A 21,444-nucleotide genomic window follows, 5' to 3' on the forward strand; every position below is an offset into this window, starting at 1 on the left:
TTTTGAAGTTGTCCGTTTTGTCTCTGGTTCTCGAAAGTATGTTCGATTAAACTTTCGGCATGGATAGTCGGGGAGCGTGGCAGCTGGATGGTGAGGACCTCAAGAGTGAGGTTCTGGATCTGGTGCGTGTCCGGCACGAGTTGCAGTCGCGGTTGGTGTTGTTGATCGTGGAGATGTTTTCCCGTGAGGTTCTCGGTGGGAAGGGTTTTCGGGCGATCGCGCTGTGGTTGCATGGTTCGACGAATTTGGAGATCGGTGAGTGCAGTCTGCTGGTCGGGTTGGCGCGGTTGTTGATGCTCGAACCTGTTGTCGCGGATGCGTTTCATCGCGGCGATGTGGATGCGTTGAAGGCGCGGCAGGTGGCGTCGTTTTGTCAGCATCCGCCGAAGAACATGACCCTGGCGGATGTGGACAAGGCTCGCGGGATCCTGCTTGGCCTGGCGTCGCAGAACATCGCCGATTGTGATGCGGTGCGAGCAGCGATCCGCCGAATCGAGAAGCAGTACGGCAAGCGCGAAGACGGGTTCCGGTGGGTGAGGATTCGGAGCGTAACGAGTTCTACGCGTCGAAGGGCCTGTACGGGCGGGTGACCGTGAAGGGTGATCTGGATGCTGTGAACGGGGCCCGTCTGATCACGTTGCTGTCGAGCCTGTCTGCGCCGACACCGGAGAAGGACGGCGTCAAAGACACCCGCACTCCGGCGCTACGACGGGCGGACGGGTTCTGCGAATTGTTGCGCCGGTACGAGTGGGCGGGGTTGGGTCCGATCGAGGGCGGGGTGAAACCGCACATCACTGTGACTGCGTCGGCGAAAGACATGACAGACCTCAAGGCGCTGAAAGACCTCTTGCCGTCGACTGAAGAACTGGGTTTCGCGTGGACGGATTGGGTGGGTCCGATCAGTATCGACACGGCCCGGATGTTTGCGTGCGACTGCACGGTCACCCGGATCTTGTTGGACGAGAGTGGTGTTCCGCTCGACTGCGGTAAGGAAGCGCGAACGGCGACGGTTCCGCAGCGGCGGGCTCTTGCGGTTCGTGATGGTGGGTGTGCGTTTCCGGGGTGCGGGACTCCGTCGGGGTGGTGCGATGCCCATCATATTGTTCACTGGGGTGATGGTGGCCCAACGGATCTCGATAATCTGATTCTGTTGTGCGGTCATCATCATCGGACGCTGCATCACACCGAGTGGCGGGTCGAGATCGGACCGGATCGGAAATCGGTGTTCTATCCACCGATGTCGGTTGATCCGTATCAGCATCCGATCGGCGGGAACAGTCCGCCCACCGCGGCGTGAATCGCGACAACTGAAGACGTGAGCACCGGGGCACAACCATGCCCTGGTGCTTGCTCAATCCAGTATTTACTCAAGACAACGTGATGTCGGCAATCAGGCCGTGGTGATCGGATCCCTCGATCTCGATCCGTTCCAAGGATGTCGCCACGGCGCCTTTCGTGATGATGTGGTCGATACCGACCACCGCCGGATACCGCTTGTCGGTCGGATAGGTCGGGATCAGGCCGGAACCCAATTGGTCGGCGGCGCTGGTGTATCCGTTCGTGAGAAGATTCCGGAACTGTTTGTTCGAGTACGACGCGTTGAAGTCGCCGCTCACTATCACGTTGTCCCGCCCGGCGACTTTGTCCATGTAAGACCCGAGCCTTCGCTGCTCGTCCGCCCACACCGAAGCCGGTGAGATGTACGCCGGTGCCGGATGCACGGCGAACAATGTGACTGGCTGCGCCAAGCCGACATTCAGTTCTGCGGACAGCGTTTCGGGTGAGAATCCGTCGAGGCTACGCGGATTGGAGAGTGGAAAGCGACTGTAGATTCCTGCCCCGCCACCACCGTCGGTGTACGGGACGAGGAATTGGTGGCTCAGAACCTCGTCAAGCCCGGCGGCTTCGAGCGCGTCGGCTTCCTGGTACGTCAACTCCTGGACCGTCACCACGTCGACCTCGCGTTCGCGGACCATCGCCACAAGCGACTCCGGATCCGCTGCACCGACCATCAAGTTGGCCTGCATGATTCGAATCGATGGACCGTTCGCAGACGTCGACTCCCCAGTTCCGCCGATGTACAGCGGGCTCACAGACCATCCGAACAACCCAAGGACGAGGATCGAGGCGGCGCACACGATCCACTGACGCCCGATACCCGAGACGACGGCACCGATCAGCGGAGCAATCATCAACAAGGGCGCCACTGACGCGAGAACGATCACGATGTTGTGATCGACGTCCAACTGAGTTGCGATCAAGGCAACCAAACCAGTCACGATGCCGGCCACACCGGCCACGGCCGAAAGGCGGCGAAGAACCAGTCGACGAGGGGTCACGGCATCGGGTTGCATGACGTCCATGGAAGCAGAAGAGCGTCGTAGCTCCGGGAAACTGCAGGTGGAGTCGGTGTGCCCTACTGTTTGCGCCCTATTGTTGCGGATACGGAAGATGGCTGCTGCTGTTCTCACTGACGGAGATCGAGCGGCCGAGTTGGGGGAAGGCGCGTTGAGAGCACGCTGGCCTGTCACAGACTTTGCACCCCGCGCCGATCGGCACGATGGTCGCGGGGTCGTCCGTCTGAATTCCGTGTGAGTAGACCATGCGATCGGCGTAGCCGATGTCGCAACCGAGTCCGACGGCGAAGTTGCGCTCGGGTGCGAGGTACCCGAGTCCGCCGCTGTGGGTAGTGCGCGCCACCCAGAGGTATGTCCGGCCGTCGGGCATCTTCGCGACCTGAGTGAGGATGCGACCTGGGCTCGCGAATGCCTCGTGGATGACCCACAGCGGGCAACTGCCGCCGACTCTGGAGAAGTGAAAAGCGGTAGCAGACTGACGCTTCGAGATGTTTCCGGCGCGATCGGTTCGGACGAAGAAGAAAGGGATGCCGCGTTGGCCGTGTCGTTGGAGAGTGGACAACCGGTGGCAGACTGTCTCGAAGCCGACCTCGAACTTGAGGCTGAGCAGGTCGATGTCGTACCGCAAGGCCTCAGCGGATTGCAGGAATTGGGTGTACGGGAGTAGCAGTGCGCCGGCAAAGTAGTGTGCGAGTCCGACGCGGGCCAGCGCTGCGGACTCGGCGCTCAATGATTCATCCTCGGCGACAAGGGAATCGATCACGTCGGCCTGCGTGAAGAAGGCCAACTGCATTGCGATCTGGAACGCGCGTTGTCCTGCCGACAGACGACGGGCGAGTGTGAGGACCGACTTGTTCGGATCGTAGTAACGCTTGGGGCCGAGCTTGTCGGGTTCGTCGGTACGGATCGTCACGGTGACGCCGTGCTGATCGCGAAGTAGTCGTGCCAGTTGCAAATCCACTGCGCCCACGGACAATCCGTTGTCCAGGAACATCTGCTCGGCAGCGTCGTCCAGAACGGCGATGTGATTCTTTCGGTCGTAGAAGAAGTCCCGAACTTCCTCGTAGGGCATCGGTACGAGTGACACATCGGACGCTGGTTCGCCGGACAACTGCGTCGAGAACTGGTCCAACTGCTCTGTCGCGGCGTGAAGGCGGCGGTGCAACATCACGAGGGTGCGTCCGACCGCCGGCATGCGGGCCACCAATTCGTCCACCTCGGCCAGAGATACGTCTCCAGATTCCGAAGTTTCGGCCAAGGCGTGATGAACGTCCGCAACCAGGCGTGCGTCGGAATCGGAGGCGAAGAATTGCACGTCGAGATCGAACTCGGCGTTGAGCTTGAGAAGGACGGGCACCGTCAGCGGTCGTTGATCGTTCTCCAGTTGATTGACATAGCTGGGGGAGAGTTCGAGTGCCTTCGCCAGTGCGGACTGTGACAGGTTTCGTTCCTCCCGCAGCCGTCGCAGCCGCGCTCCCGCGTACATCTTCTTCATCGAATCTCCTCGGTGCCGATCGCGTTCACCCTACCGAGAAGCTATTCGCAACATTCGCAACATTGCAGCATCGTCATTGCATAAATAGGCAATTGCGAGGGCCTATCCCGAGGTGAATGAGCTGCGTAGCGTGCAAATAGATACCGAAGAACGTGAGAAGAGGATCGATGAAGACGCATCTCGTACGCACCCACCGCTCTGCCGAAGAGTTCCCCAAGGAAGACCACCTCGCGTGGAAGATCGCGGAAGTTGCGACGGATCCCGTCGAGGTCACCGACGCCACGTCCGACATGATCGTCAACCGGATCATCGACAACGCGGCAGTTGCCGCAGCTTCCCTGGTGCGCCGTCCCGTGGTGAATGCGCGGGCGCAAGCACAGTCGCATCCGTATACGCCGGGCTCCACCGTGTTCGGTATCCCCGGTACGTTCTCTCCTGAATGGGCCGCCTGGGCCAACGGTGTCGCGGTTCGTGAACTCGATTTCCACGACACGTTCCTCGCCGCCGAGTACTCGCACCCCGGAGACAACATCCCGCCGATCCTCGCCGTCGCTCAGCACACCGGCCGTGACGGTCGAGACCTGATTCGTGGTCTGGCGACCGGCTACGAGATCCAGATCGACCTGGTTCGGGCTATCTGCCTGCACGAGCACAAGATCGACCACGTCGCACACCTCGGCCCCTCGGCTGCGGCAGGTATCGGAACTTTGCTGGGCCTGGGCACCGAGACGGTCTACCAGGCAATCGGCCAGGCACTGCACCTCACGACAGCGACACGTCAGTCCCGCAAGGGCGAGATCTCCAGTTGGAAGGCGTACGCGCCTGCGCTGGCAGGCAAGGTTGCCGTAGAGGCGGTCGACCGTGCGATGCGCGGTGAGGGCGCACCGTCACCGATCTGGGAAGGCGAAGACGGCGTCATCGCCTGGCTACTCGGTGGCCCGGACAAGGAGTACCACGTTCCGCTGCCCGGTTCGGGTGAGGCGAAGCGCGCCATCCTCGACTCGTACACCAAAGAACACTCCGCGGAGTACCAGAGCCAGGCGCCGATCGACCTCGCTCGCCGAATGCGTTCTCGTGTCGGTGATCTCGATCAGATCGCCTCGATCGTCCTGCATACCAGCCACCACACCCACGTCGTCATCGGCACCGGTTCCGGCGATCCGCAGAAGTTCGACCCGACCGCCTCGCGTGAAACCCTCGACCACTCGGTGATGTATATCTTTGCCGTTGCGCTACAGGACGGTACGTGGCACCACGAACGTTCCTACGCGTCCGAGCGTGCACAGCGCGCGGACACGATCGAGCTGTGGAACAAGATCTCCACGCGCGAAGATCCCGAATGGACACGCCGTTACCACTCGACGGATCCGGACGAGAAGGCTTTCGGTGCTCGCGCCGAGATCACCTTGAAGAGCGGCGAAGTCATCGTCGACGAGCTTGCGGTGGCCGATGCGCACCCGCTCGGCGCACGTCCGTTCGCTCGCGATCAGTACGTCGCGAAATTCCGCACCCTCGCCGAGGGCGTCATCGAGCCGAGCGAACAGGACCGCTTCCTCGACGCGGCTCAGCGCACCGCCGAATTGAAGGCAGGCGAACTCGATCAGCTGACCTTCACCGTTTCCGAAGACGTTCTCGCTCGGGCTCCCAAGGTCGCCAAGGGACTTTTCTGATGTCGGGCCTCATCGCAGCAGCGACGTCTGCAGCCGACAAGCGGATTGCCTTCCGGGCGGGGCTGACGTCCGGAAAGATTCAGCGCTTGCCAGGTGCCATCAATCCGCTGACAGCCAAGCTCATTGAGGAAATCGGATTCGAAGGTGTCTACGTTTCAGGTGGTGCGTACTCCGCCGGATTGGCGCTTCCCGACATCGGACTGACCACCTTGACCGAGGTCGTCGGCCACAGCAAGCAGATCGCGCGCGTCACGGACCTCCCGACGCTCGTCGACGCCGACACCGGATTCGGTGAACCCATGAGCGCGGCCCGCACGGTCACGATCTTCGAGGACGACGGCATAGCCGGTCTGCATCTCGAGGACCAGATCAACCCGAAGCGCTGCGGGCACCTCGACGGCAAAGCGATTGTGCCCACCGAAGACATGGTTCGCCGTGTTCGTGCTGCAGTGTCGGCGCGCCGTGATCCGAACTTCGTCATCTGCGCGCGCACCGATGCTGCCGGAATCGACGGTATCGACGCGGCGATCGAGCGAGCAAAGGCCTACGCGGATGCCGGTGCTGATTTGATCTTCACCGAAGCTCTTGCCACCGAAGCAGACTTCGAGAAGTTCCGCGCAGCAGTCGACACTCCGCTCCTCGCCAACATGACCGAGTTCGGGAAGTCGAACCTCATTTCGGCGAAGACATTGGAAGAGATCGGTTTCAACGCCGTCATCTACCCCGTGACCACCCTTCGGCTGGCGATGTTCGCTATCGAAAAGGGTCTGCGCGAGATTTTCGCGGAGGGCACGCAAGAAGGACTGCTCGGCGAAATGCAGCATCGCAGCAGGTTGTACGAGATTCTCGAGTACGAGCGCTACAACGAATTCGACAGTGGCATTTTCAATTTCAGCTTGGAGGGGAGTAGGACATGACCGAACAGATTCCGACGATCTACAAGGGCTTGGCCGGAGTTGTCGTCGATACGACGGCTATCTCCAAGGTAGTGCCCGAGACGAATTCGTTGACGTATCGCGGTTACGCAGTGCAGGACCTTGCCGCGAACTGCAGCTTCGAAGAAGTTGCGCACCTGCTCTGGTACGGCGAACTGCCGACTCCCGAGCAGCTCGAATTACTCTGCCTGCGTGAGCGTGCGGCCCGTCGTGCCGACCGCTCACTGCTCTCACTCCTGACCAAGATGCCGGACAACTGCCACCCCATGGATGTTGTCCGCACGGCGATCAGCTACCTCGGCGCCGAGGATCCGGCGGAGGACGACAACTCGGAGAAGGCCAATCTGGCCAAGGCGCTGCGGATGACGGCTGTGCTGCCGACCATCGTCGCAGCCGATTTCCGCCGCCGGCGCGGTCAGGATCCCATCGCGCCGCAGTCGGACCTGGGTTTCGCCGAAAACTTCTTGAACATGTGCTTCGGTGCTGTTCCGGAGTCGGCGATCGTGAAGGCCTTCGAGGTCTCGCTGATCCTGTACGCGGAGCACTCCTTCAACGCCTCGACGTTCGCCGCTCGTGTTGTGACGTCCACACTTTCGGACATCTACAGCGCAGTGACCGCTGCTATCGGCACGCTCAAGGGCCCGTTGCACGGCGGTGCAAACGAAGCTGTCATGCACGACATGCTCGAGATCGACGACCCCGACCGCGCCGAAGCCTGGATGTCGGAGAAGTTGGCTGCCAAGGAGAAGGTCATGGGCTTCGGGCACCGCGTCTACAAGAACGGTGATTCGCGTGTTCCGACCATGAAGCAGGCCCTCCTCGACGTCGCGGCAGCGACCGACGGCGAGAAGTGGGTGCAGATGTACGAGATCCTCGAGAAGACCATGGTCAGTGCCACCGGAATCAAGCCGAATCTCGATTTCCCCACGGGCCCTGCATATTTCCTCATGGGCTTCGACGTCGAGATGTTCACGCCGATCTTCGTGATGAGCCGCATCACCGGATGGACGGCGCACATCATCGAGCAAGGGCAGTCGAATGCACTGATCAGGCCGCTGAGCCAGTATTCGGGCGTGCCACAGCGCACAGTCGTGGCATGACACTTTTTGCTGTCGTGGCATGACGCCCCTTTGATACTGCGTCGGCGAGGTTCGGTTCTGGCATCACCGTCTCCTGGCCTCGTCGACGCTTCTCCGTTCGCACTATCTGCAACTTTGCATCGAGAATTCGCAAAGATATTCAAGTGCAATGTGTTTCGACTTTTCTCTACCGGAAATAACGTGAGTGTCATGACTGAAACGCACGAAGAAATCTTGATCATCCGTCGTGGCGAGACCCTCGACGTCGTGTTCAACCGGCCGGAAAAGCGCAACGCATTGACCCCGCAGATGTACGACGCCATTGCCGGAGCCTGCCGGCGCGCCGACTCCGACCGCGAGATTCGGTTGCTCACTCTCCGAGGTGCTGGGGGAGAGGCGTTCTCGGCGGGCTCCGACATTGGCCACTTTCAAACCTTCTCGAGCTTTCACGACGGGCTCGACTACGAAAGCCGGTTCGTCGGCGTACTGACCGAACTCGAGAAAGTGAGGGTTCCCACCCTCGCGGTCATCGACGGTGTGTGCGCGGGAGCAGGGCTGTTGCTGTCGGCAGCGTGCGATGTGCGGATCGCGACGCAGGGGTCACGCTTCTGCCTACCGATCGCGCGCACACTCGGAAACTCGTTGTCGATCCATTCCTTGGCGTTGCTGGCGGACAGGATCGGCAGTTCGCGTCTGATGTCGTTGATCGCTCGGGCTGGGGTGATGTCGAGTGGCGAGGCTCTGCGGAGCGGCTTCCTCAGCGACTGTGCAACAGAGTCCGAGTTCGCGACCCTGACTGCCCAGGTATCTCGCGATCTACTTGCCGCCGCCCCGATGACCGTCTGGACTATTCGGGAGTCCCTGCGACGCATCAGAACCCGAGTGATTGCCGACAACGATGATCTGATGAGCATGATCTACAGCAGTGACGACTTCAAAGCCGGCGTCGACGGTTTCCTTCGCGGGGAACGACCGGTGTGGGCCGGCGTGTAGTTCGGCGGTAGAACCACAGGCTTGCGTTGGAGCGCGCTCTAACCCCTAGCGTTGCCGACCATGACAACAAAGACCTGGATCATCACTGGAGTTTCTCAGGGTTTCGGCCGTGAACTCGCACTGTCTGCACTTCGATCGGGGGACGCGGTAGTCGCTGCAGTTCGTCGTCCCGAGTCCGTTGCAGATATTGCGTCGGAGCATCCGGATCGGTTCTCGGCGGTGACGTTCGACGTCCGCGACACCGCGGCGGCACCCAGCATCGTCGAATATGCGCTCGAGCGTTTCGGTCGCATCGACGTGCTGGTCAACAATGCCGGTCGTGGGATGGTCGGCGCGGCGGAGATGGTGGACGATTCGACCTTGCGGGATCTCATGGAACTGCACCTGATCGGACCCGCCGCGTTGGTGCGCGCCGTCCTCCCGTCGATGCGAGTGCAGGGCAGCGGGACGATCGTGCAGATGAGCAGTCAAGGCGGCCGTATGTCGTTTCCCGGCGTCGGGGCGTACTCGGCGTCGAAGTTCGCTCTCGAGGGTTGGTCGGAGGCTCTCGCCGGTGAGGTCGCGCAGTTCGGCGTTCGGGTGATGATCGTCGAGCCCAGCCGATTCCGTACAGCATTCAACACGCCTGGCGTTCTGAGCTTCGCCGAATCATCATCGGAATACCGTGATTTGCTGGATCCCGTTCTGCGGGACATGGCGGCCGCAGACGGTGTTCAGGAGGGTGATCCGGAGAAAGCAGCAGAGATCATCACCTCGCTTGTGCACAGCGAGAATGTGCCACTTCGTCTGCCACTCGGAAAGGAAGCCGTGGAGCGTGTCTCCGCGTCGTATCGGAAGAATCTCGCCGAGGTATGCGTCTGGGCCGACCTGGCTCGCAGCGCCGATTTCGCGGATGCTGCCGGACCCGTCCGTCCGTTCTAGGCTGAGAAGATGGCTACCGAAGACTTGATGCGTAAGGCACTCGAGGCACTTGGGGAAGTGAACGGGCCCATGTCGATCGAGGTGATTCACCGACTCGTCGATGCAGGAGACGTTCAGGAGCCGATGTCGATCGCCGAAGTCTCGGACCTGCTGGATGTCTCGGCACATACGCTGCGCTACTACGAGAAGATCGGTCTGGTCGAGGTCGATCGTGACTCGAGCGGACATCGTGTGTACGGTCCGGAATCGGTTCGCAGGCTGGTGTTTCTGACCCGCATGCGTATTTCAGGTATGGCGATTCGCGACCTGCAGCACTACGTCGAACTGGTCGACGCCGGTGAAGGGACAGTTCCGGAGAGGCTCGACATGCTGCTCGAACACCGGGACACCGTTCGTCGGCAGATCAAGGAGCTCACGTTGTCTTTGGCTGCGACGGAGTACAAGATTGCGACGTACGGCGGGCGGACCGGAGAGCAGGATATTTAGCCGAGTGAAACCGGAAGCAACCCTCGCGGGGTCTCTTGAGCGATCTGGTTCAGCGCAGACTCCGACGTCGGAAATTGATACTGGAAGCCGCTGTCCGCGAGCACCCCTGGTGAAACCCAGCGACTCTTCGTTACCAGTTCAGCCTCGGTGCGGATGATTCGTGCGCCGAACTCGAGCATCCAGCCCGGCGTCGGAAACCCATATTGTCGGCCAAGTTTCGCTCGTACCATCCGCATCATGTCGGTGTTGGTTACCGGATACGGGGATGCGATATTGACCGGGCCTGAGATCTCCGGATTCTCGTAGACGTGGATGATCGCGCGAATGACGTCGGCGATGTGAATCCAGCTGAACATCTGTCGGCCGTCGCCCATTCGTCCGCCGAAGCCCATTCGGGCGAGGTTGACGAACGGATTGATCGCCCCACCGCCGGCTCCGAGGACGATCGACATCCGAAGTGCCACTTTGCGAACAGGCGTTGGGGCTGAGAACAATTCGTGTTCCCACGCTCGCGCGACCGCTACGGAGAATCCCTTTCCCAGCTCTCCGTTCTTCTCGTCCATCGGTCGATCTCGTGCGTCTCGGTAGATCGTGCCGGTACTGGCATTCGCCCAGAGTGAGGGTGGCTGCGGCGTGCGGGTCAGCGCACGACCCAACAGTGCAGTCGTTTCCACTCGGGAGGAGAAGATGTCGTCGGCATTGCGCTTGTTGTAGCGGCAGCTCACGGAGCGGCCGGCGAGGTTGACGAGCAGATCCGTGCCGCTGAGTACATCGGCGACGCCGTGCTCGTCGGACCACGTGGCATCGCTCGTTCCTCCCCGGCCGATCGTCCGAACGTCGACCCCGTTGGATTCGAGCGTTCGAAGAAGGTGTTGGCCTACGTAACCCGACGCACCACAGACAACAACGGTCTTCATGGTTTTGTGTTCCCCTCTGCAGAAACGACTTTTGTCATCAGGGCGGCGACATCGCCGACCAGACCTCGTGCCACTGGCAGCCGGGCGAGTGTGAGCGCTTTGGCGATGATCGGTACCAGGCCGTCGACCAGGGATCGGGTGCGCGTTTGCCCCGGAGACGAGTCGGTAACCCAGTGCAGCGTCACGCCCAGATAGCTGAGCCACAAGAGTGTGGGGAGCTGGGTCTCCAATGACGACGGCGTCTTCTGCTTCGACGCCGCCAGTGCTTGGCGCATCAATTCGACGGCCATCGATCTCGCATCGGTCGACTCGGCCGAGAACGGGCTGGACTGTGATGTGGTGGGCAGGGCAACGTGCAGAAACGTGCTGCCGAAGCCGTGATAGGGCCCCATGACATCGAGTCCGGTGTGCAGAACAATCCTGAGATTTTCTGTCAGTGACCCACCTTCGCGAAGGAGTGGAAGCGCCCGCGCGCGGTGATCGCGTTGGATGACGAGATACAGCTCGTGAACCAGTTCGTCTTTACTGGCGAAATAGTAGTAGGCGTTCCCGAGCGAGACCTCTGCCTCATTTGCGATCTTGCGCATGGTCGTCGCTGCGAAGCCTTCGTCGCGGAAGAGCCGCAATGCTGTTTCCACTAGCTTTTCCCTGGTCTCGATCCCGCGACTACTCATCGACACTCCTTCTTTGAACATGTTCAAGTGCAGCGTACGCCCTGGAGTTGAACACGTTCAAGAGTGGATCTGTTGCGTGAAATATAATAAGCGCGCATACTAAATGTATGCATGAATGTGCTTTCGGTTCGCCAGGGGGCCGGCGATGAATGCCTGGTTAGGGGTTGTCTCTGCCGAACATGTGCGTCGCGCAGTGGATCTCGGTATCGCACAGATCGGGCACGGAAAGAGAGCTGGTTTGGTACGGATGAAAGCAGGTGACGTGCTGGTCTATTATTCGCCGGTCGAGTCCATGGGCGACCGAGATCCGTTGCGCGAGTTCACAGCTCTCGGTGTGATCGAAGAGGGTGAGATCTGGCAGGCGGACGAGGGGTGTTTCAAGCCGTTTCGGCGGCGAGTTCGGTACGAACAGTTCACGCCCGTTCCTCTCGACGCAGTCCGGAGTCGATTGGAGCTGACCTCGGCACCGAATTGGGGGTATCAACTCCGGCGTGGCTTGATTCCGTTGGATGACAACGACGTCGAGGTTCTGCGTTCGACGACGAGCTGACACACTGGCGCTGTGGCGAAGAAACTGGAAACCGACTTCGAGGACGCGGACGAGAGTCCCGGTCTGATGTTGTGGCGTGTCACCAATGCTTGGCAAGCCTCGATTCGCGCGGCGCTGCGACCTTTCGACCTGACCCACGTGCAGTTCGTTCTGCTCGCAGCACTGACCTGGCTGGATGCAGAGACGCCGATAACTCAACGCGGTCTTGCCGAGTACGCGCGCACCGACGCGATGATGACGTCACAGGTGATTCGGACCCTCGAATCCAAGGGGTTTGTCGAACGACGTCCACATCCGACCGATGCTCGTGCTCGCTCGCTTGCCGTCACGCCGGTGGGTGCGGCCTTGGCCGGCAGGGCGAACCGCGCGGTGGAATCTTCGGACCGGGAATTCTTCGCCGCTCTGGGGGATCGTCAGGCGGCCTTCGTTGCGATGCTCGGCGCGCTTGATCGACGGTAACAACCCTCAGTTTCGAGGAGGTTGCTCTGTAGTTCTCTGCAGCAGTGCGTATTTGGCGTCCAGCCCGTCCAGCAGGGATTCCAGTGCGAGTTCGAAGCTGGCGCCGTCGATCTCGGTGGCGCGCTCACGCAACAGGTGTGCTCGTGTGAGGTGCGGGTAACGCTCGGCGTAGATAGCGGGATCGTCCACGAATCCGCCGGAGAACGTTGCCGTCGCAGCACCCATGACCACGTACTTGACGGAAGCGCCGATCAGCGTTGCCGTGCGCTGCGGCCATCCGGCGCGCACCAGGCCGCCGTGGATGGCGTTCGCGCGATCGAGGGCGATGGGCCTGACGCTCGGACCGTAGGCCAGATAGGGAACGATGTTGGGATGCTTGCCCAGGGCAGCGTGGTAGGACCGCGCCCACGTACGCAGCGCGCCGCGCCAATCGTCGGAGTCGAAGCCGCTCACGTCGACGGACTCCATGATGACGTTCGCGACGTCGTCGAGTAACTCGTCCTTGTTGGCGTAATGGCTGTACAGCGACGGTGCCTGCACGCCGAGGACGGTGGCGAGTTTGCGCATCGAGAAGTCGGTCAAACCGTTCTCGTCGACCAGTTTCAGGGCGGTGTCCCTGATGATCGGCTTGCTCAGTAGTGGAACCCGCGGTCGCGCCATCGCACAGAAACCTTTCGTCTGAGTACTGGACAACCTTACACTGTGAGTTTATTATCCAATTAACCTAACAGTGTTCGGGAACGTGGAGGATCAGATGACACGGGTGTTCGAGAACAAGTCCGATCTCCTGGGGGCGGTCGGTGAAACGCTGGGCTCGAGCGAGTGGGTCGAGGTCACCCGCGAGATGGTCCACCAATTTGCCGACGCGACCGGTGACCATCAGTGGATTCATGTCGACGACGAAAGAGCCAGGCGCGAATCACCTTTCGGTGGACCAATTGCGCACGGGTATCTGACGCTCTCACTCCTGCCGCTTCTGTCGAAGTCCGTGTATCGCATCGACGGCGCGAAAATGGTCATCAACTACGGGTCCGACAAGGTTCGATTCCCGAGTCCGGTGCCAGTCGGGGCCAAGGTTCGAAATACCGCAGTGCTCTCCGCAATCGAAGAATTGCCGAACGGTTCACTACAGAGTCAGATCACCAACACCGTCGAGATCGAAGGCGTGGGCAAACCTGCCGTCGTTGCGCAGACCGTCGCGCGAATCTTGTTCTGAAATCCTGCAAGAAGAAAGCAGACTCCACATGAATCTCGAACTGACCACTGAGGAAGTTGCGTTCCGCGAGGAGATGCGAAAGTTCTTCACCACCGAATTCTCGCCCGAACTTCGAGCACGTGCAGCCGGATTCGGAAAGCTGACTCGTGAGGACATCGTTGCGGGTCAACAGATTCTGAACGCACACGGGTTGGCGGTTCCACACTGGCCGGTCGAATGGGGTGGCAAGGACTGGACTCCGGTTCAGCGCCACATCTATTCCGAGGAAATGCAGTTGGCGTCGGTACCCAACCCGTTGCCGTTCAACGTGAGCATGGTTGGGCCCGTTATCGCTGCCTTCGGCTCGCAGGAGCAGAAGGAGCAGTTTCTCCCGGCGACGGCTAACGCCGATATCTGGTGGTGCCAAGGTTTTTCGGAACCAGAAGCCGGTTCGGATCTCGCTTCACTCAAGACGGCCGCTGTCCGTGACGGCGCGGATTACATCGTCAACGGTCAGAAGACGTGGACTACTCTCGCTCAGCACGCCGAGTGGATCTTCTGTCTGGTTCGCACAGATGCCAGTGCCCAGAAGCGGCAGGCCGGAATTTCGTTCTTGCTCATCGATCTGGCAACTCCCGGCATCACGGTTCGCCCCATCAAACTGATCGACGGCAGCGTCGAGGTCAACGAGGTGTTCTTCGACAACGTCCGCGTCCCTGCGGAGAATCTTGTCGGCGAAGAGAACAAAGGCTGGGACTACGCCAAGTTCCTGCTCGGCAACGAACGCACGGGCGTCACGCGGGTCGGGTTCTCCAAAACTCTTGTCGCCACGGCAAAAGAGAAGGCGCGGGAAGTTCGCGTTGGAACCGGCACCCTCCTCGATGATCCGTTGTTCGCGGCTCGGTTGGCTGAGCTGGAAAACGATTTGCTTGCGCTGGATCTGACTCAACTGCGAGTTGTGGCGAGTTCGGCAGACGGCAAGCCGAACCCGGCGTCCTCGCTGCTCAAGCTCCGCGGCTCCGAATTGCAGCAGGCAGCAACGGAATTGCTGATGGATGTTGCGGGTCCGGACTCGTTGCCGGTGAACACGGTCGAGATCGACTCGCCGGAGTGGGCGCAGCAAGCGGCGCCGCGCTACCTGAACTACCGGAAGGTTTCCATCTACAGCGGATCAAGTGAGGTGCAGCGCTCCATCATTGCCTCCTCGATTCTCGGATTGTGAGCATCTGACATGAATTTCGAACTCGACGACGAGCAGACGATGCTTCGCGACACGACGCGTGAATTGCTCAACCGCAGCTGCGACGCGGAGAAGCGTAACGCCACCTCGGCCACTGACGAGGGATGGAATGCCTCGGTGTGGAAGCAGTTCGCGGAGCTCGGGCTGCTCGGCCTGCCATTCGCGGAGGCCGACGGCGGGATGGGCGCTGGGCCGGTCGAGACCATGGTCGTGATGACCGAACTGGGCCGCGCGCTTGCACCCGAGCCGTATCTGGGTAGTGTTCTGATCCCCGGCGGTTTGATCGCGGCTGTCGGTTCGGCAGATCAGCGGGCGCGGCTCCTGCCGGCGCTCAGCGACGGGACCACTCTGTCGGCCTTCGCGCATACGGAACCCGGCACGCGCTGGCCGGTCGCCACTGTCACGACCAATGCATCGCAGGAGGGATCGGGGTGGACGATCACCGGCGTCAAGAACCCGGTTCTGCAGGGCGACAGCGCGCACGTCGTGATCGTCAGCGCCACACTTCCAGGCGGCGGCACCGGGCTCTTCCTGGTGGATGCGGAGGGCTCAGGTGTCACACGGAGCACGTACGCCACCCACGACGGCCGTCGCGGTGCGCAGTTCACGTTCACCGATGCCGCGGCCGAACAGCTTGGTGAGGGCGGCGATGTCACGGAGGCGATCGTCGAAGCAGAGGTTCGGGCGCAGGCAGCTCTGTGCGCCGAGGCGATCGGGATCATGACCGAAGCTCTGCGACTGACGACGGAATACCTGAAGCAGCGCAAGCAGTTCGGTGTTCCGCTCGCGAAGTTCCAGACGCTGACTCATCGTGCGGCCGACATGTACGTGGCGCTCGAACTGGCGAGCAGCATGAGTCTGTACGCCACCATGGCCATCGCCGACGGAGTGATCGATCCGACCATCGCGTCGCGAGCGAAGCTGTCTGTCGGTCGCGCCGCGCATCAGATCGGTCAGGAAGCAATTCAGATGCACGGTGGTATCGGAATGACAGCCGAGTATCCGGTCGGGCACTACGTCTCGCGGCTGGTGGCCATCGAACACACTTTGGGCGCATCTGACGATCACCTCAGGGTGCTGGCCGCCGGCGTCTCGAACTATTCGATGGTGAACGTCACCGAGTAGATCGGTGGTGAAGATAACGGGAGGTCACGCGCAGGTCGCGTGGCCTCCCTTGTCTGTGCGGGGGGCGACCCGCGGTATTCGAGGTCAAGTAAAATTCCTGTGATCAGTCCGAGAAGAGAAAGGGATCGAAGTGACCGCGCATACCGAGCAGCTCGAGTTCCAAGCAGAAACACGTCAGCTGCTGGATCTGATGGTTCATTCAATCTATACGAACAAGGACAGCTTCCTTCGTGAGTTGATCTCCAACGCTTCGGACGCGCTGGACAAGCTCCGCCTCGAGTCTTACCAGGACAAAGACCTCAACGTCGACGTCTCCGATCTGCATATCGAGATCGACATCGACAAGGCAGCACGCACCCTGACCATCCGCGACAACGGCATCGGCATGTCGCGTGACGAGGTCGTCGACCTGATCGGCACGCTCGCCAAGTCCGGCACCGCCGAGGTACGTCGTAAGCTCAAGGAAGCCAAGGATGCAGCGGCATCCGAAGAACTGATCGGTCAGTTCGGCATCGGCTTCTACTCCACGTTCATGGTCGCGGACAAGGTCACGCTGCTGACCCGCCGCGCCGGTGAAGATCACGCGACGCGCTGGGAATCGACCGGCGAAGGCACGTACACGCTCGAGCATGTGAACGAGGCACCGCAGGGTAGCTCCGTGACCCTGCACCTGATGCCCGAGGATTCCGAGAACGGCCTGCACGACTACACGTCGGAATGGAAGATCAAGGAACTGGTCAAGAAGTACTCCGACTTCATCGCGTGGCCGATCCGCATGGATGTCGCTCGTACGTCGACGCCGGCCGAGGGCGAGGAGCCCGAGGTCACCATCGAGACCGAGACGATCAACTCGATGAAGGCGCTGTGGACTCGCGCCAAGGACGAGGTGTCCGAGGACGAGTACAAGGAGTTCTACAAGCACGTCAGCCACGCCTGGGACGAGCCTCTCGAGGTCATCCCGATGAAGGCCGAAGGTACTTTCGAATACCAAGCGCTGCTGTTCATTCCGTCGACGGCGCCGTTCGATCTGTTCATGCGTGAGCGCAAGGCCGGGATCCACCTCTATGTCAAGCGCGTCTTCATCATGGACGACTGCGAAGAGTTGGTGCCCGATTACCTGCGCTTCGTCAAGGGTGTCGTCGACGCACAAGACCTCTCGCTCAATGTCTCTCGTGAAATTCTGCAGCAGGACCGGCAGATCGCTGCCATCCGTCGTCGTCTGACCAAGAAGGTCCTCTCGACCATCAAGGACATGAAGGCGAACGAGCCCGAGAAGTACTCGACCTTCTGGACCGAGTTCGGACGCGCGCTCAAGGAAGGCCTGATGGCCGATGCCGACAACCGCAAGACGCTGCTCGACATCTCGTCCTTCGCCTCGACCAACAGCGAAGAGGGCGTGACCACTCTCGCCGAGTACGTGGAGCGCATGAAGGACGGTCAGGAACAGATCTACTTCATGACCGGCGAATCTCGTCACCTCATCGAAAGCTCGCCGCACATGGAGGCTTTCAAGGCCAAGGGCCTCGAGGTTCTGGTACTTACCGATCCCGTGGACGAGATGTGGGTCGACGCAGTCTCGGACTTCGACGGCAAGACCTTCCAGTCGATCGCCAAGGGCGAGGTCGACCTCGACACCGAGGACGAGAAGAAGGCGGCCGAAGCCGAGCGCGAAGAGAAGGAAAAGGAATTCGGCGCGCTGCTGACGTGGCTGACCGAAACCCTGTCCGACGACATCAAGGAAACGCGTCTCTCGACGCGCCTGACCACGTCGGCTGCCTGCATCGTCGGCGACGCGTTCAGCATGTCTCCGACGCTCGAGAAGATGTACAAGGCTTCGGGTCAGCCTGTTCCACACAGCAAGCGCATTCTCGAGCTCAACCCGGAGCATCCGCTTGTCTCGGGTCTGCGGGAGGCGCAGGCCGCCAATGACAATGCAGAGAACCTGACGGAGACGGCTCAGTTGCTCTACGGCATGGCGTTGCTTGCCGAGGGCGGCGAGCTGAGCGATCCGGCGCACTTCACGCGCCTGCTGGCCGATCGTTTGGCCCGCACAGTCTGATCTCGTCTAGCTCGCTCGAACTCCCGGCACTCACCTTCATCGGTGGGTGCCGGGAGTTTTTTCTTGATCGTTTTCTAATGAGGACCGTTTCTGTCCGCAATAACTTCTAACGTAGTTCTCACAGGGCACGAACCCACGAGCGAAGGAAAACATCATGAACGCACCGATCACCACCGTCACCGGCGAGCGCGCGGATCTCCTCCAGAGCCTGCGTCGGCATCGTGAATTCCTTCTCTTCACCGTCAAGGACCTCACCGACGAGCAGGCCGCTTCGAGGCCGACCGTGAGTGAACTGTGCCTCGGCGGATTGATCAAGCATGTGGGTCAGGCGGAAAAGGGATGGGTCGACTTCATTCTGGAAGGGCCGGCCGGACTTGGTGGGGACTTCGACCCGACCCAGTGGTCGGAAGAGATGCAACAGGAACGGGCGAACGAATTCGCGATGGTCGAGGATGAAACCTTGGCAGGCATCGTTTCCGAGTACGAGGGGATCGCGGCCAGGACCGACGAGTTGGTGGCCTCGCTGGACAGCCTCGACATCTCGCATCCACTGCCGTCGGCGCCGTGGTTCGAAGCGGGAGCTCGCTGGTCAGCGCGGCGCGCATTGCTGCACATCATCGCCGAGACGGCCCAGCATGCGGGCCACGCGGACATGCTTCGCGAAGCCATCGACGGTTCCAAGACGATGGGTTGATGGATGGATTGATCCACCGGGATGTTTACACATCACACAAATATGTAACACTAGTGTCTATGAGCACCGAAAAGTCTGCCTTGCAACCGCCGATGCAGTGGGACGCCTGGGGCGATCCGGCCAAGAAGCGTGAACTGTCGGACGCAGTCACATCATTGTTGACCGGATTTCTCGGTGTCTCCGCACCGACTCGATCGCGTCTCGCCATCGAAGACGTCCAGGTGGCTCCGTCCGCTATGGCCCAGTCGCATGTCGAAGCGCTGTCCGGGCTGGTCGGGGCCGAGTACGTCAGTACCAAGGATTCCGATCGAATCCTTCGGGCCGGTGGCAAGAGCACCCCGGATCTGCTTCGCCGTCGTAGCGTCGAGCCGCAGGACGCACCGGACGCAGTCGTCACCCCAGGGACAGACGCAGAGGTCGAGCAGATTCTCCGATACTGCTCTGCCAACCGGATCGCAGTGGTCCCATTCGGCGGCGGCACCAGCGTCGTCGGCGGGCTCGATCCCATTCGTGACGGGTTCGACGCAGTTCTATCTCTCGATCTGCGCAGGTTCGATCAGCTTGTCGGGTTGGACGAGGAATCGGGCATTGCGACGTTCGGCGGCGGAACTACCGGCCCACGGGCCGAGGAGCTTCTGCGTGAGCACGGTTTCTCGGTCGGGCACTTCCCGCAGAGCTTCCTGTTCGCCACTCTGGGCGGGTTTGCCGCCACCCGGTCTTCGGGGCAGGCGTCGGCTGGATACGGGCGCTTCGAGGACATGGTTCAGGGCCTCACCGTTGTCACCCCGAGTGGAGTGATCGAGACCGGGCGTGCGCCGGCATCCGCTGCAGGCCCCGATCTGGGTGAGCTTTTTGTCGGCTCCGAGGGCACCTTCGGCGTCATCACGCACGTGCGTGTGCGGGTTCACCGTCTGCCCGAGACCACCGTGCGCGAAGGGTGGAGCTTCCCCGACTTCGCCACCGGCGCAGCCGCATTGCGTGAGCTGGTCCAGGAAGGATCGGCTCCGACAGTATTGCGGTTGTCCGACGAGGCCGAGAGTGGCGTGAATCTGGCGACCACCGACAAGATCGGCGAGAACGCCTTCACCGGTGGTTGCCTCGGCATCACTACCTACGAGGGCACCGCTTCGCACACCGCTGAACGGATGGCGGAGGCCCGCGCAATTCTCACCGCTCACGGCGGCACGTCGCTCGGTGAGGAGCCCGGAAACAGCTGGGAACACGGGCGATTCGATGCGCCGTATCTGCGTGACGCTCTGCTCGACGTCGGCGCACTGTGCGAAACCCTCGAGACGGCAACCACCTGGGGTAACCTCGCGAACCTGCGCTCCTCGGTCACCGAGGCGCTGACCAAGGCTCTCGTCGAGCAGGGGACTCAGCCGCTCGTGATGTGCCACATTTCGCACACCTACAAGACCGGTGCTTCGCTGTACTTCACCGTCGTCAGCGCGCAGACCGAGGATCCGATCGCTCAGTGGCACAAGGCGAAAACTGCCGCTGGCGATGCGATCATCGCCGCCGGTGGCACGATCACCCATCACCACGCTGTCGGCGCCGATCACCGCCCATGGATGAAGGACGAGATCGGTGAATTGGGCGCGAACATCCTTCGCGCAGTGAAGAATGCAGTGGACCCTGCCGGCATTCTCAATCCTGGAAAGCTGATTCCGTGACCGAAACCCGCAGTCAGATCGAGAAGGTTACCGTCCTGATCAATCCGATGGCGGGACATGGTCACGCGCCTGCGGCAGGACGCAAAGGTGTTGCGCGACTGCGCGCTCGGGGAGTTGCCGTCACCGAGATCATCGGAACCGACGCCGACGACGCCAAGAAATTGGCCCGTCGTGCGATCGAGGAGGGTACCGACGCGCTGGTGGTGGTCGGCGGCGACGGTGCCATCAGCATCGGACTGCAGGCTGCCGCGTTGACGGATACGCCCATTGGGCTCATCCCGGCGGGCACCGGCAACGATCACGCCCGTGAGTTCGGTATTCCCACAGGCGATCCCGAGGCAGCAGCCGATGTCATCGCAGACGGTGTCGTGCAGCAGTCAGATCTGGCGAAGATCACGCTGGCCGACGGTTCCGTCGTCTGGTCGGGAACCATCATCGCCAGCGGCTTCGACTCGCTGGTCAGTGAGCGGGCCAATCGGATGTCCTGGCCCAAGGGGCCGATGCGCTACAACCTGGCGATGCTCGCCGAGTTGGCGAAGATGAAGCCGCTGCCGTACCGGATCGAACTCGACGACGAGGTCATCACGGTGGACGCGACGCTGGTCGCTGTTGGCAACGGGCGCTCGTACGGTGGCGGCATGCTCATCACGCCAGGAGCGTCGAAGTCGGACGGGTTGCTGGATCTGACCGTCGTCGGGCACGGTTCAAGGTTGCGTCTGGTGCGCCTGTTTCCGCGGGTGTACAAGGGAACTCACGTCTCGCTCGACGCCGTGCAAACGTACCGATCCAAGAAGGTCCGGCTGGTCTCCGAAGGCATCATCGCTTACGCGGACGGTGATCGGGTGGGACCGTTGCCCATCACGATCGAGGCAGTTCCCACGGCGCTCAACATCTTGACGCACACTCGGATCTGAGTCGGTTC

Annotated in this window: 20 protein-coding genes and 1 pseudogene; 16 read left to right on the plus strand and 5 right to left on the minus strand. The window is 61.2% G+C overall.

The window, feature by feature from the left end; translation table 11 throughout:
* The first annotated feature begins 59 nt into the window (after positions 1-59).
* Positions 60-1,297: pseudogene (locus tag ATN37_RS26345) on the plus strand (DUF222 domain-containing protein).
* 70 nt (positions 1,298-1,367) lie between these two features.
* Here the strand turns inward: ATN37_RS26345 and ATN37_RS26350 are convergent.
* On the minus strand, positions 1,368-2,363 hold the full coding sequence (locus ATN37_RS26350; protein WP_047269774.1) for an endonuclease/exonuclease/phosphatase family protein: 996 nt from the start codon (positions 2,361-2,363) through the stop codon (positions 1,368-1,370).
* A gap of 67 nt (positions 2,364-2,430) precedes the next feature.
* A complete protein-coding gene (locus ATN37_RS26355; RefSeq protein ID WP_003939891.1) occupies positions 2,431-3,852 on the minus strand; it encodes a short-chain fatty acyl-CoA regulator family protein in 1,422 nt (473 codons plus the stop codon).
* A gap of 167 nt (positions 3,853-4,019) precedes the next feature.
* Here ATN37_RS26355 and prpD point away from each other — a divergent pair, with 167 nt between their 5' ends.
* From prpD to ATN37_RS26385, 6 genes are all read left to right on the plus strand, one after another.
* Entirely contained in the window at positions 4,020-5,522 is a 1,503-nt protein-coding gene (prpD, locus tag ATN37_RS26360; RefSeq protein ID WP_075834387.1) for a 2-methylcitrate dehydratase PrpD, read from the plus strand.
* Positions 5,522-6,439, plus strand: coding sequence for a methylisocitrate lyase (gene prpB / locus ATN37_RS26365; RefSeq protein WP_054825247.1), 918 nt, complete (start codon positions 5,522-5,524; stop codon positions 6,437-6,439). The genes prpD and prpB overlap by 1 nt, the downstream gene beginning before the upstream one ends.
* Positions 6,436-7,557 (plus strand): bifunctional 2-methylcitrate synthase/citrate synthase, encoded by a 1,122-nt coding sequence (locus tag ATN37_RS26370; RefSeq protein ID WP_047269777.1) that lies wholly within the window; start codon positions 6,436-6,438, stop codon positions 7,555-7,557. Before prpB ends, ATN37_RS26370 begins: the two co-directional genes overlap by 4 nt.
* 189 nt (positions 7,558-7,746) lie before the next feature.
* Positions 7,747-8,529: an enoyl-CoA hydratase gene (locus ATN37_RS26375; RefSeq protein ID WP_218695802.1), complete on the plus strand. Its 783-nt coding sequence runs from the start codon at positions 7,747-7,749 to the stop codon at positions 8,527-8,529.
* Positions 8,530-8,589: 60 nt separating this feature from the next.
* Positions 8,590-9,450, plus strand: a complete 861-nt coding sequence (locus tag ATN37_RS26380; RefSeq protein ID WP_047269779.1) for an SDR family NAD(P)-dependent oxidoreductase — start codon at positions 8,590-8,592, stop codon at positions 9,448-9,450.
* 9 nt (positions 9,451-9,459) lie between these two features.
* The gene (locus ATN37_RS26385) at positions 9,460-9,936 is read left to right on the plus strand and encodes a MerR family transcriptional regulator (RefSeq protein ID WP_210377693.1); all 477 of its coding nucleotides are present in this window, start codon (positions 9,460-9,462) and stop codon (positions 9,934-9,936) included.
* On the opposite strand, the gene ATN37_RS26390 is transcribed toward ATN37_RS26385, so the two are convergent.
* Together ATN37_RS26390 and ATN37_RS26395 are read right to left on the minus strand one after the other, a co-directional pair.
* Positions 9,933-10,853 carry a TIGR01777 family oxidoreductase gene (locus ATN37_RS26390; RefSeq protein ID WP_218695804.1) on the minus strand — a complete coding sequence of 307 codons (921 nt, stop codon included), beginning with the start codon at positions 10,851-10,853 and terminating at the stop codon, positions 9,933-9,935. The genes ATN37_RS26385 and ATN37_RS26390 overlap by 4 nt on opposite strands.
* Positions 10,850-11,527, minus strand: coding sequence for a TetR/AcrR family transcriptional regulator (locus ATN37_RS26395; protein ID WP_214924389.1), 678 nt, complete (start codon positions 11,525-11,527; stop codon positions 10,850-10,852). Before ATN37_RS26395 ends, ATN37_RS26390 begins: the two co-directional genes overlap by 4 nt.
* A gap of 145 nt (positions 11,528-11,672) precedes the next feature.
* Here ATN37_RS26395 and ATN37_RS26400 point away from each other — a divergent pair, with 145 nt between their 5' ends.
* Both ATN37_RS26400 and ATN37_RS26405 read left to right on the plus strand, forming a co-directional pair.
* Positions 11,673-12,077: an EVE domain-containing protein gene (locus tag ATN37_RS26400; RefSeq protein ID WP_218695806.1), complete on the plus strand. Its 405-nt coding sequence runs from the start codon at positions 11,673-11,675 to the stop codon at positions 12,075-12,077.
* Between the two features lie 12 nt (positions 12,078-12,089).
* On the plus strand, positions 12,090-12,536 hold the full coding sequence (locus tag ATN37_RS26405) for a MarR family winged helix-turn-helix transcriptional regulator (protein ID WP_003940281.1): 447 nt from the start codon (positions 12,090-12,092) through the stop codon (positions 12,534-12,536).
* Positions 12,537-12,542: 6 nt separating this feature from the next.
* On the opposite strand, the gene ATN37_RS26410 is transcribed toward ATN37_RS26405, so the two are convergent.
* Positions 12,543-13,196, minus strand: a complete 654-nt coding sequence (locus ATN37_RS26410; RefSeq protein WP_003939740.1) for a TetR/AcrR family transcriptional regulator — start codon at positions 13,194-13,196, stop codon at positions 12,543-12,545.
* A gap of 94 nt (positions 13,197-13,290) precedes the next feature.
* Here ATN37_RS26410 and ATN37_RS26415 point away from each other — a divergent pair, with 94 nt between their 5' ends.
* The 7 genes from ATN37_RS26415 (at position 13,291) to ATN37_RS26445 (ending at position 21,436) form a co-directional block, all read left to right on the plus strand.
* On the plus strand, positions 13,291-13,752 hold the full coding sequence (locus tag ATN37_RS26415) for a MaoC family dehydratase (protein WP_042453553.1): 462 nt from the start codon (positions 13,291-13,293) through the stop codon (positions 13,750-13,752).
* A 28-nt stretch (positions 13,753-13,780) separates the two neighbouring features.
* Positions 13,781-14,953 carry an acyl-CoA dehydrogenase family protein gene (locus ATN37_RS26420; RefSeq protein WP_047271166.1) on the plus strand — a complete coding sequence of 391 codons (1,173 nt, stop codon included), beginning with the start codon at positions 13,781-13,783 and terminating at the stop codon, positions 14,951-14,953.
* A gap of 9 nt (positions 14,954-14,962) precedes the next feature.
* Positions 14,963-16,096, plus strand: coding sequence for an acyl-CoA dehydrogenase family protein (locus ATN37_RS26425; RefSeq protein WP_218695808.1), 1,134 nt, complete (start codon positions 14,963-14,965; stop codon positions 16,094-16,096).
* A gap of 130 nt (positions 16,097-16,226) precedes the next feature.
* Complete coding sequence (htpG, locus tag ATN37_RS26430; RefSeq protein ID WP_003940518.1) at positions 16,227-18,155, plus strand: molecular chaperone HtpG; 1,929 nt, start codon at positions 16,227-16,229, stop codon at positions 18,153-18,155.
* A 154-nt stretch (positions 18,156-18,309) separates the two neighbouring features.
* Positions 18,310-18,849: a DinB family protein gene (locus ATN37_RS26435; RefSeq protein ID WP_003940638.1), complete on the plus strand. Its 540-nt coding sequence runs from the start codon at positions 18,310-18,312 to the stop codon at positions 18,847-18,849.
* A gap of 92 nt (positions 18,850-18,941) precedes the next feature.
* Positions 18,942-20,522 carry an FAD-binding oxidoreductase gene (locus ATN37_RS26440; protein ID WP_037128630.1) on the plus strand — a complete coding sequence of 527 codons (1,581 nt, stop codon included), beginning with the start codon at positions 18,942-18,944 and terminating at the stop codon, positions 20,520-20,522.
* Entirely contained in the window at positions 20,519-21,436 is a 918-nt protein-coding gene (locus ATN37_RS26445) for a diacylglycerol kinase (RefSeq protein WP_007731349.1), read from the plus strand. Before ATN37_RS26440 ends, ATN37_RS26445 begins: the two co-directional genes overlap by 4 nt.
* Positions 21,437-21,444 lie beyond the last annotated feature (8 nt).

It is taken from the genome of Rhodococcus sp. MH15 (assembly GCF_019266045.1).
Classification (GTDB): Bacteria; Actinomycetota; Actinomycetes; order Mycobacteriales; family Mycobacteriaceae; genus Rhodococcus_F; species Rhodococcus_F qingshengii.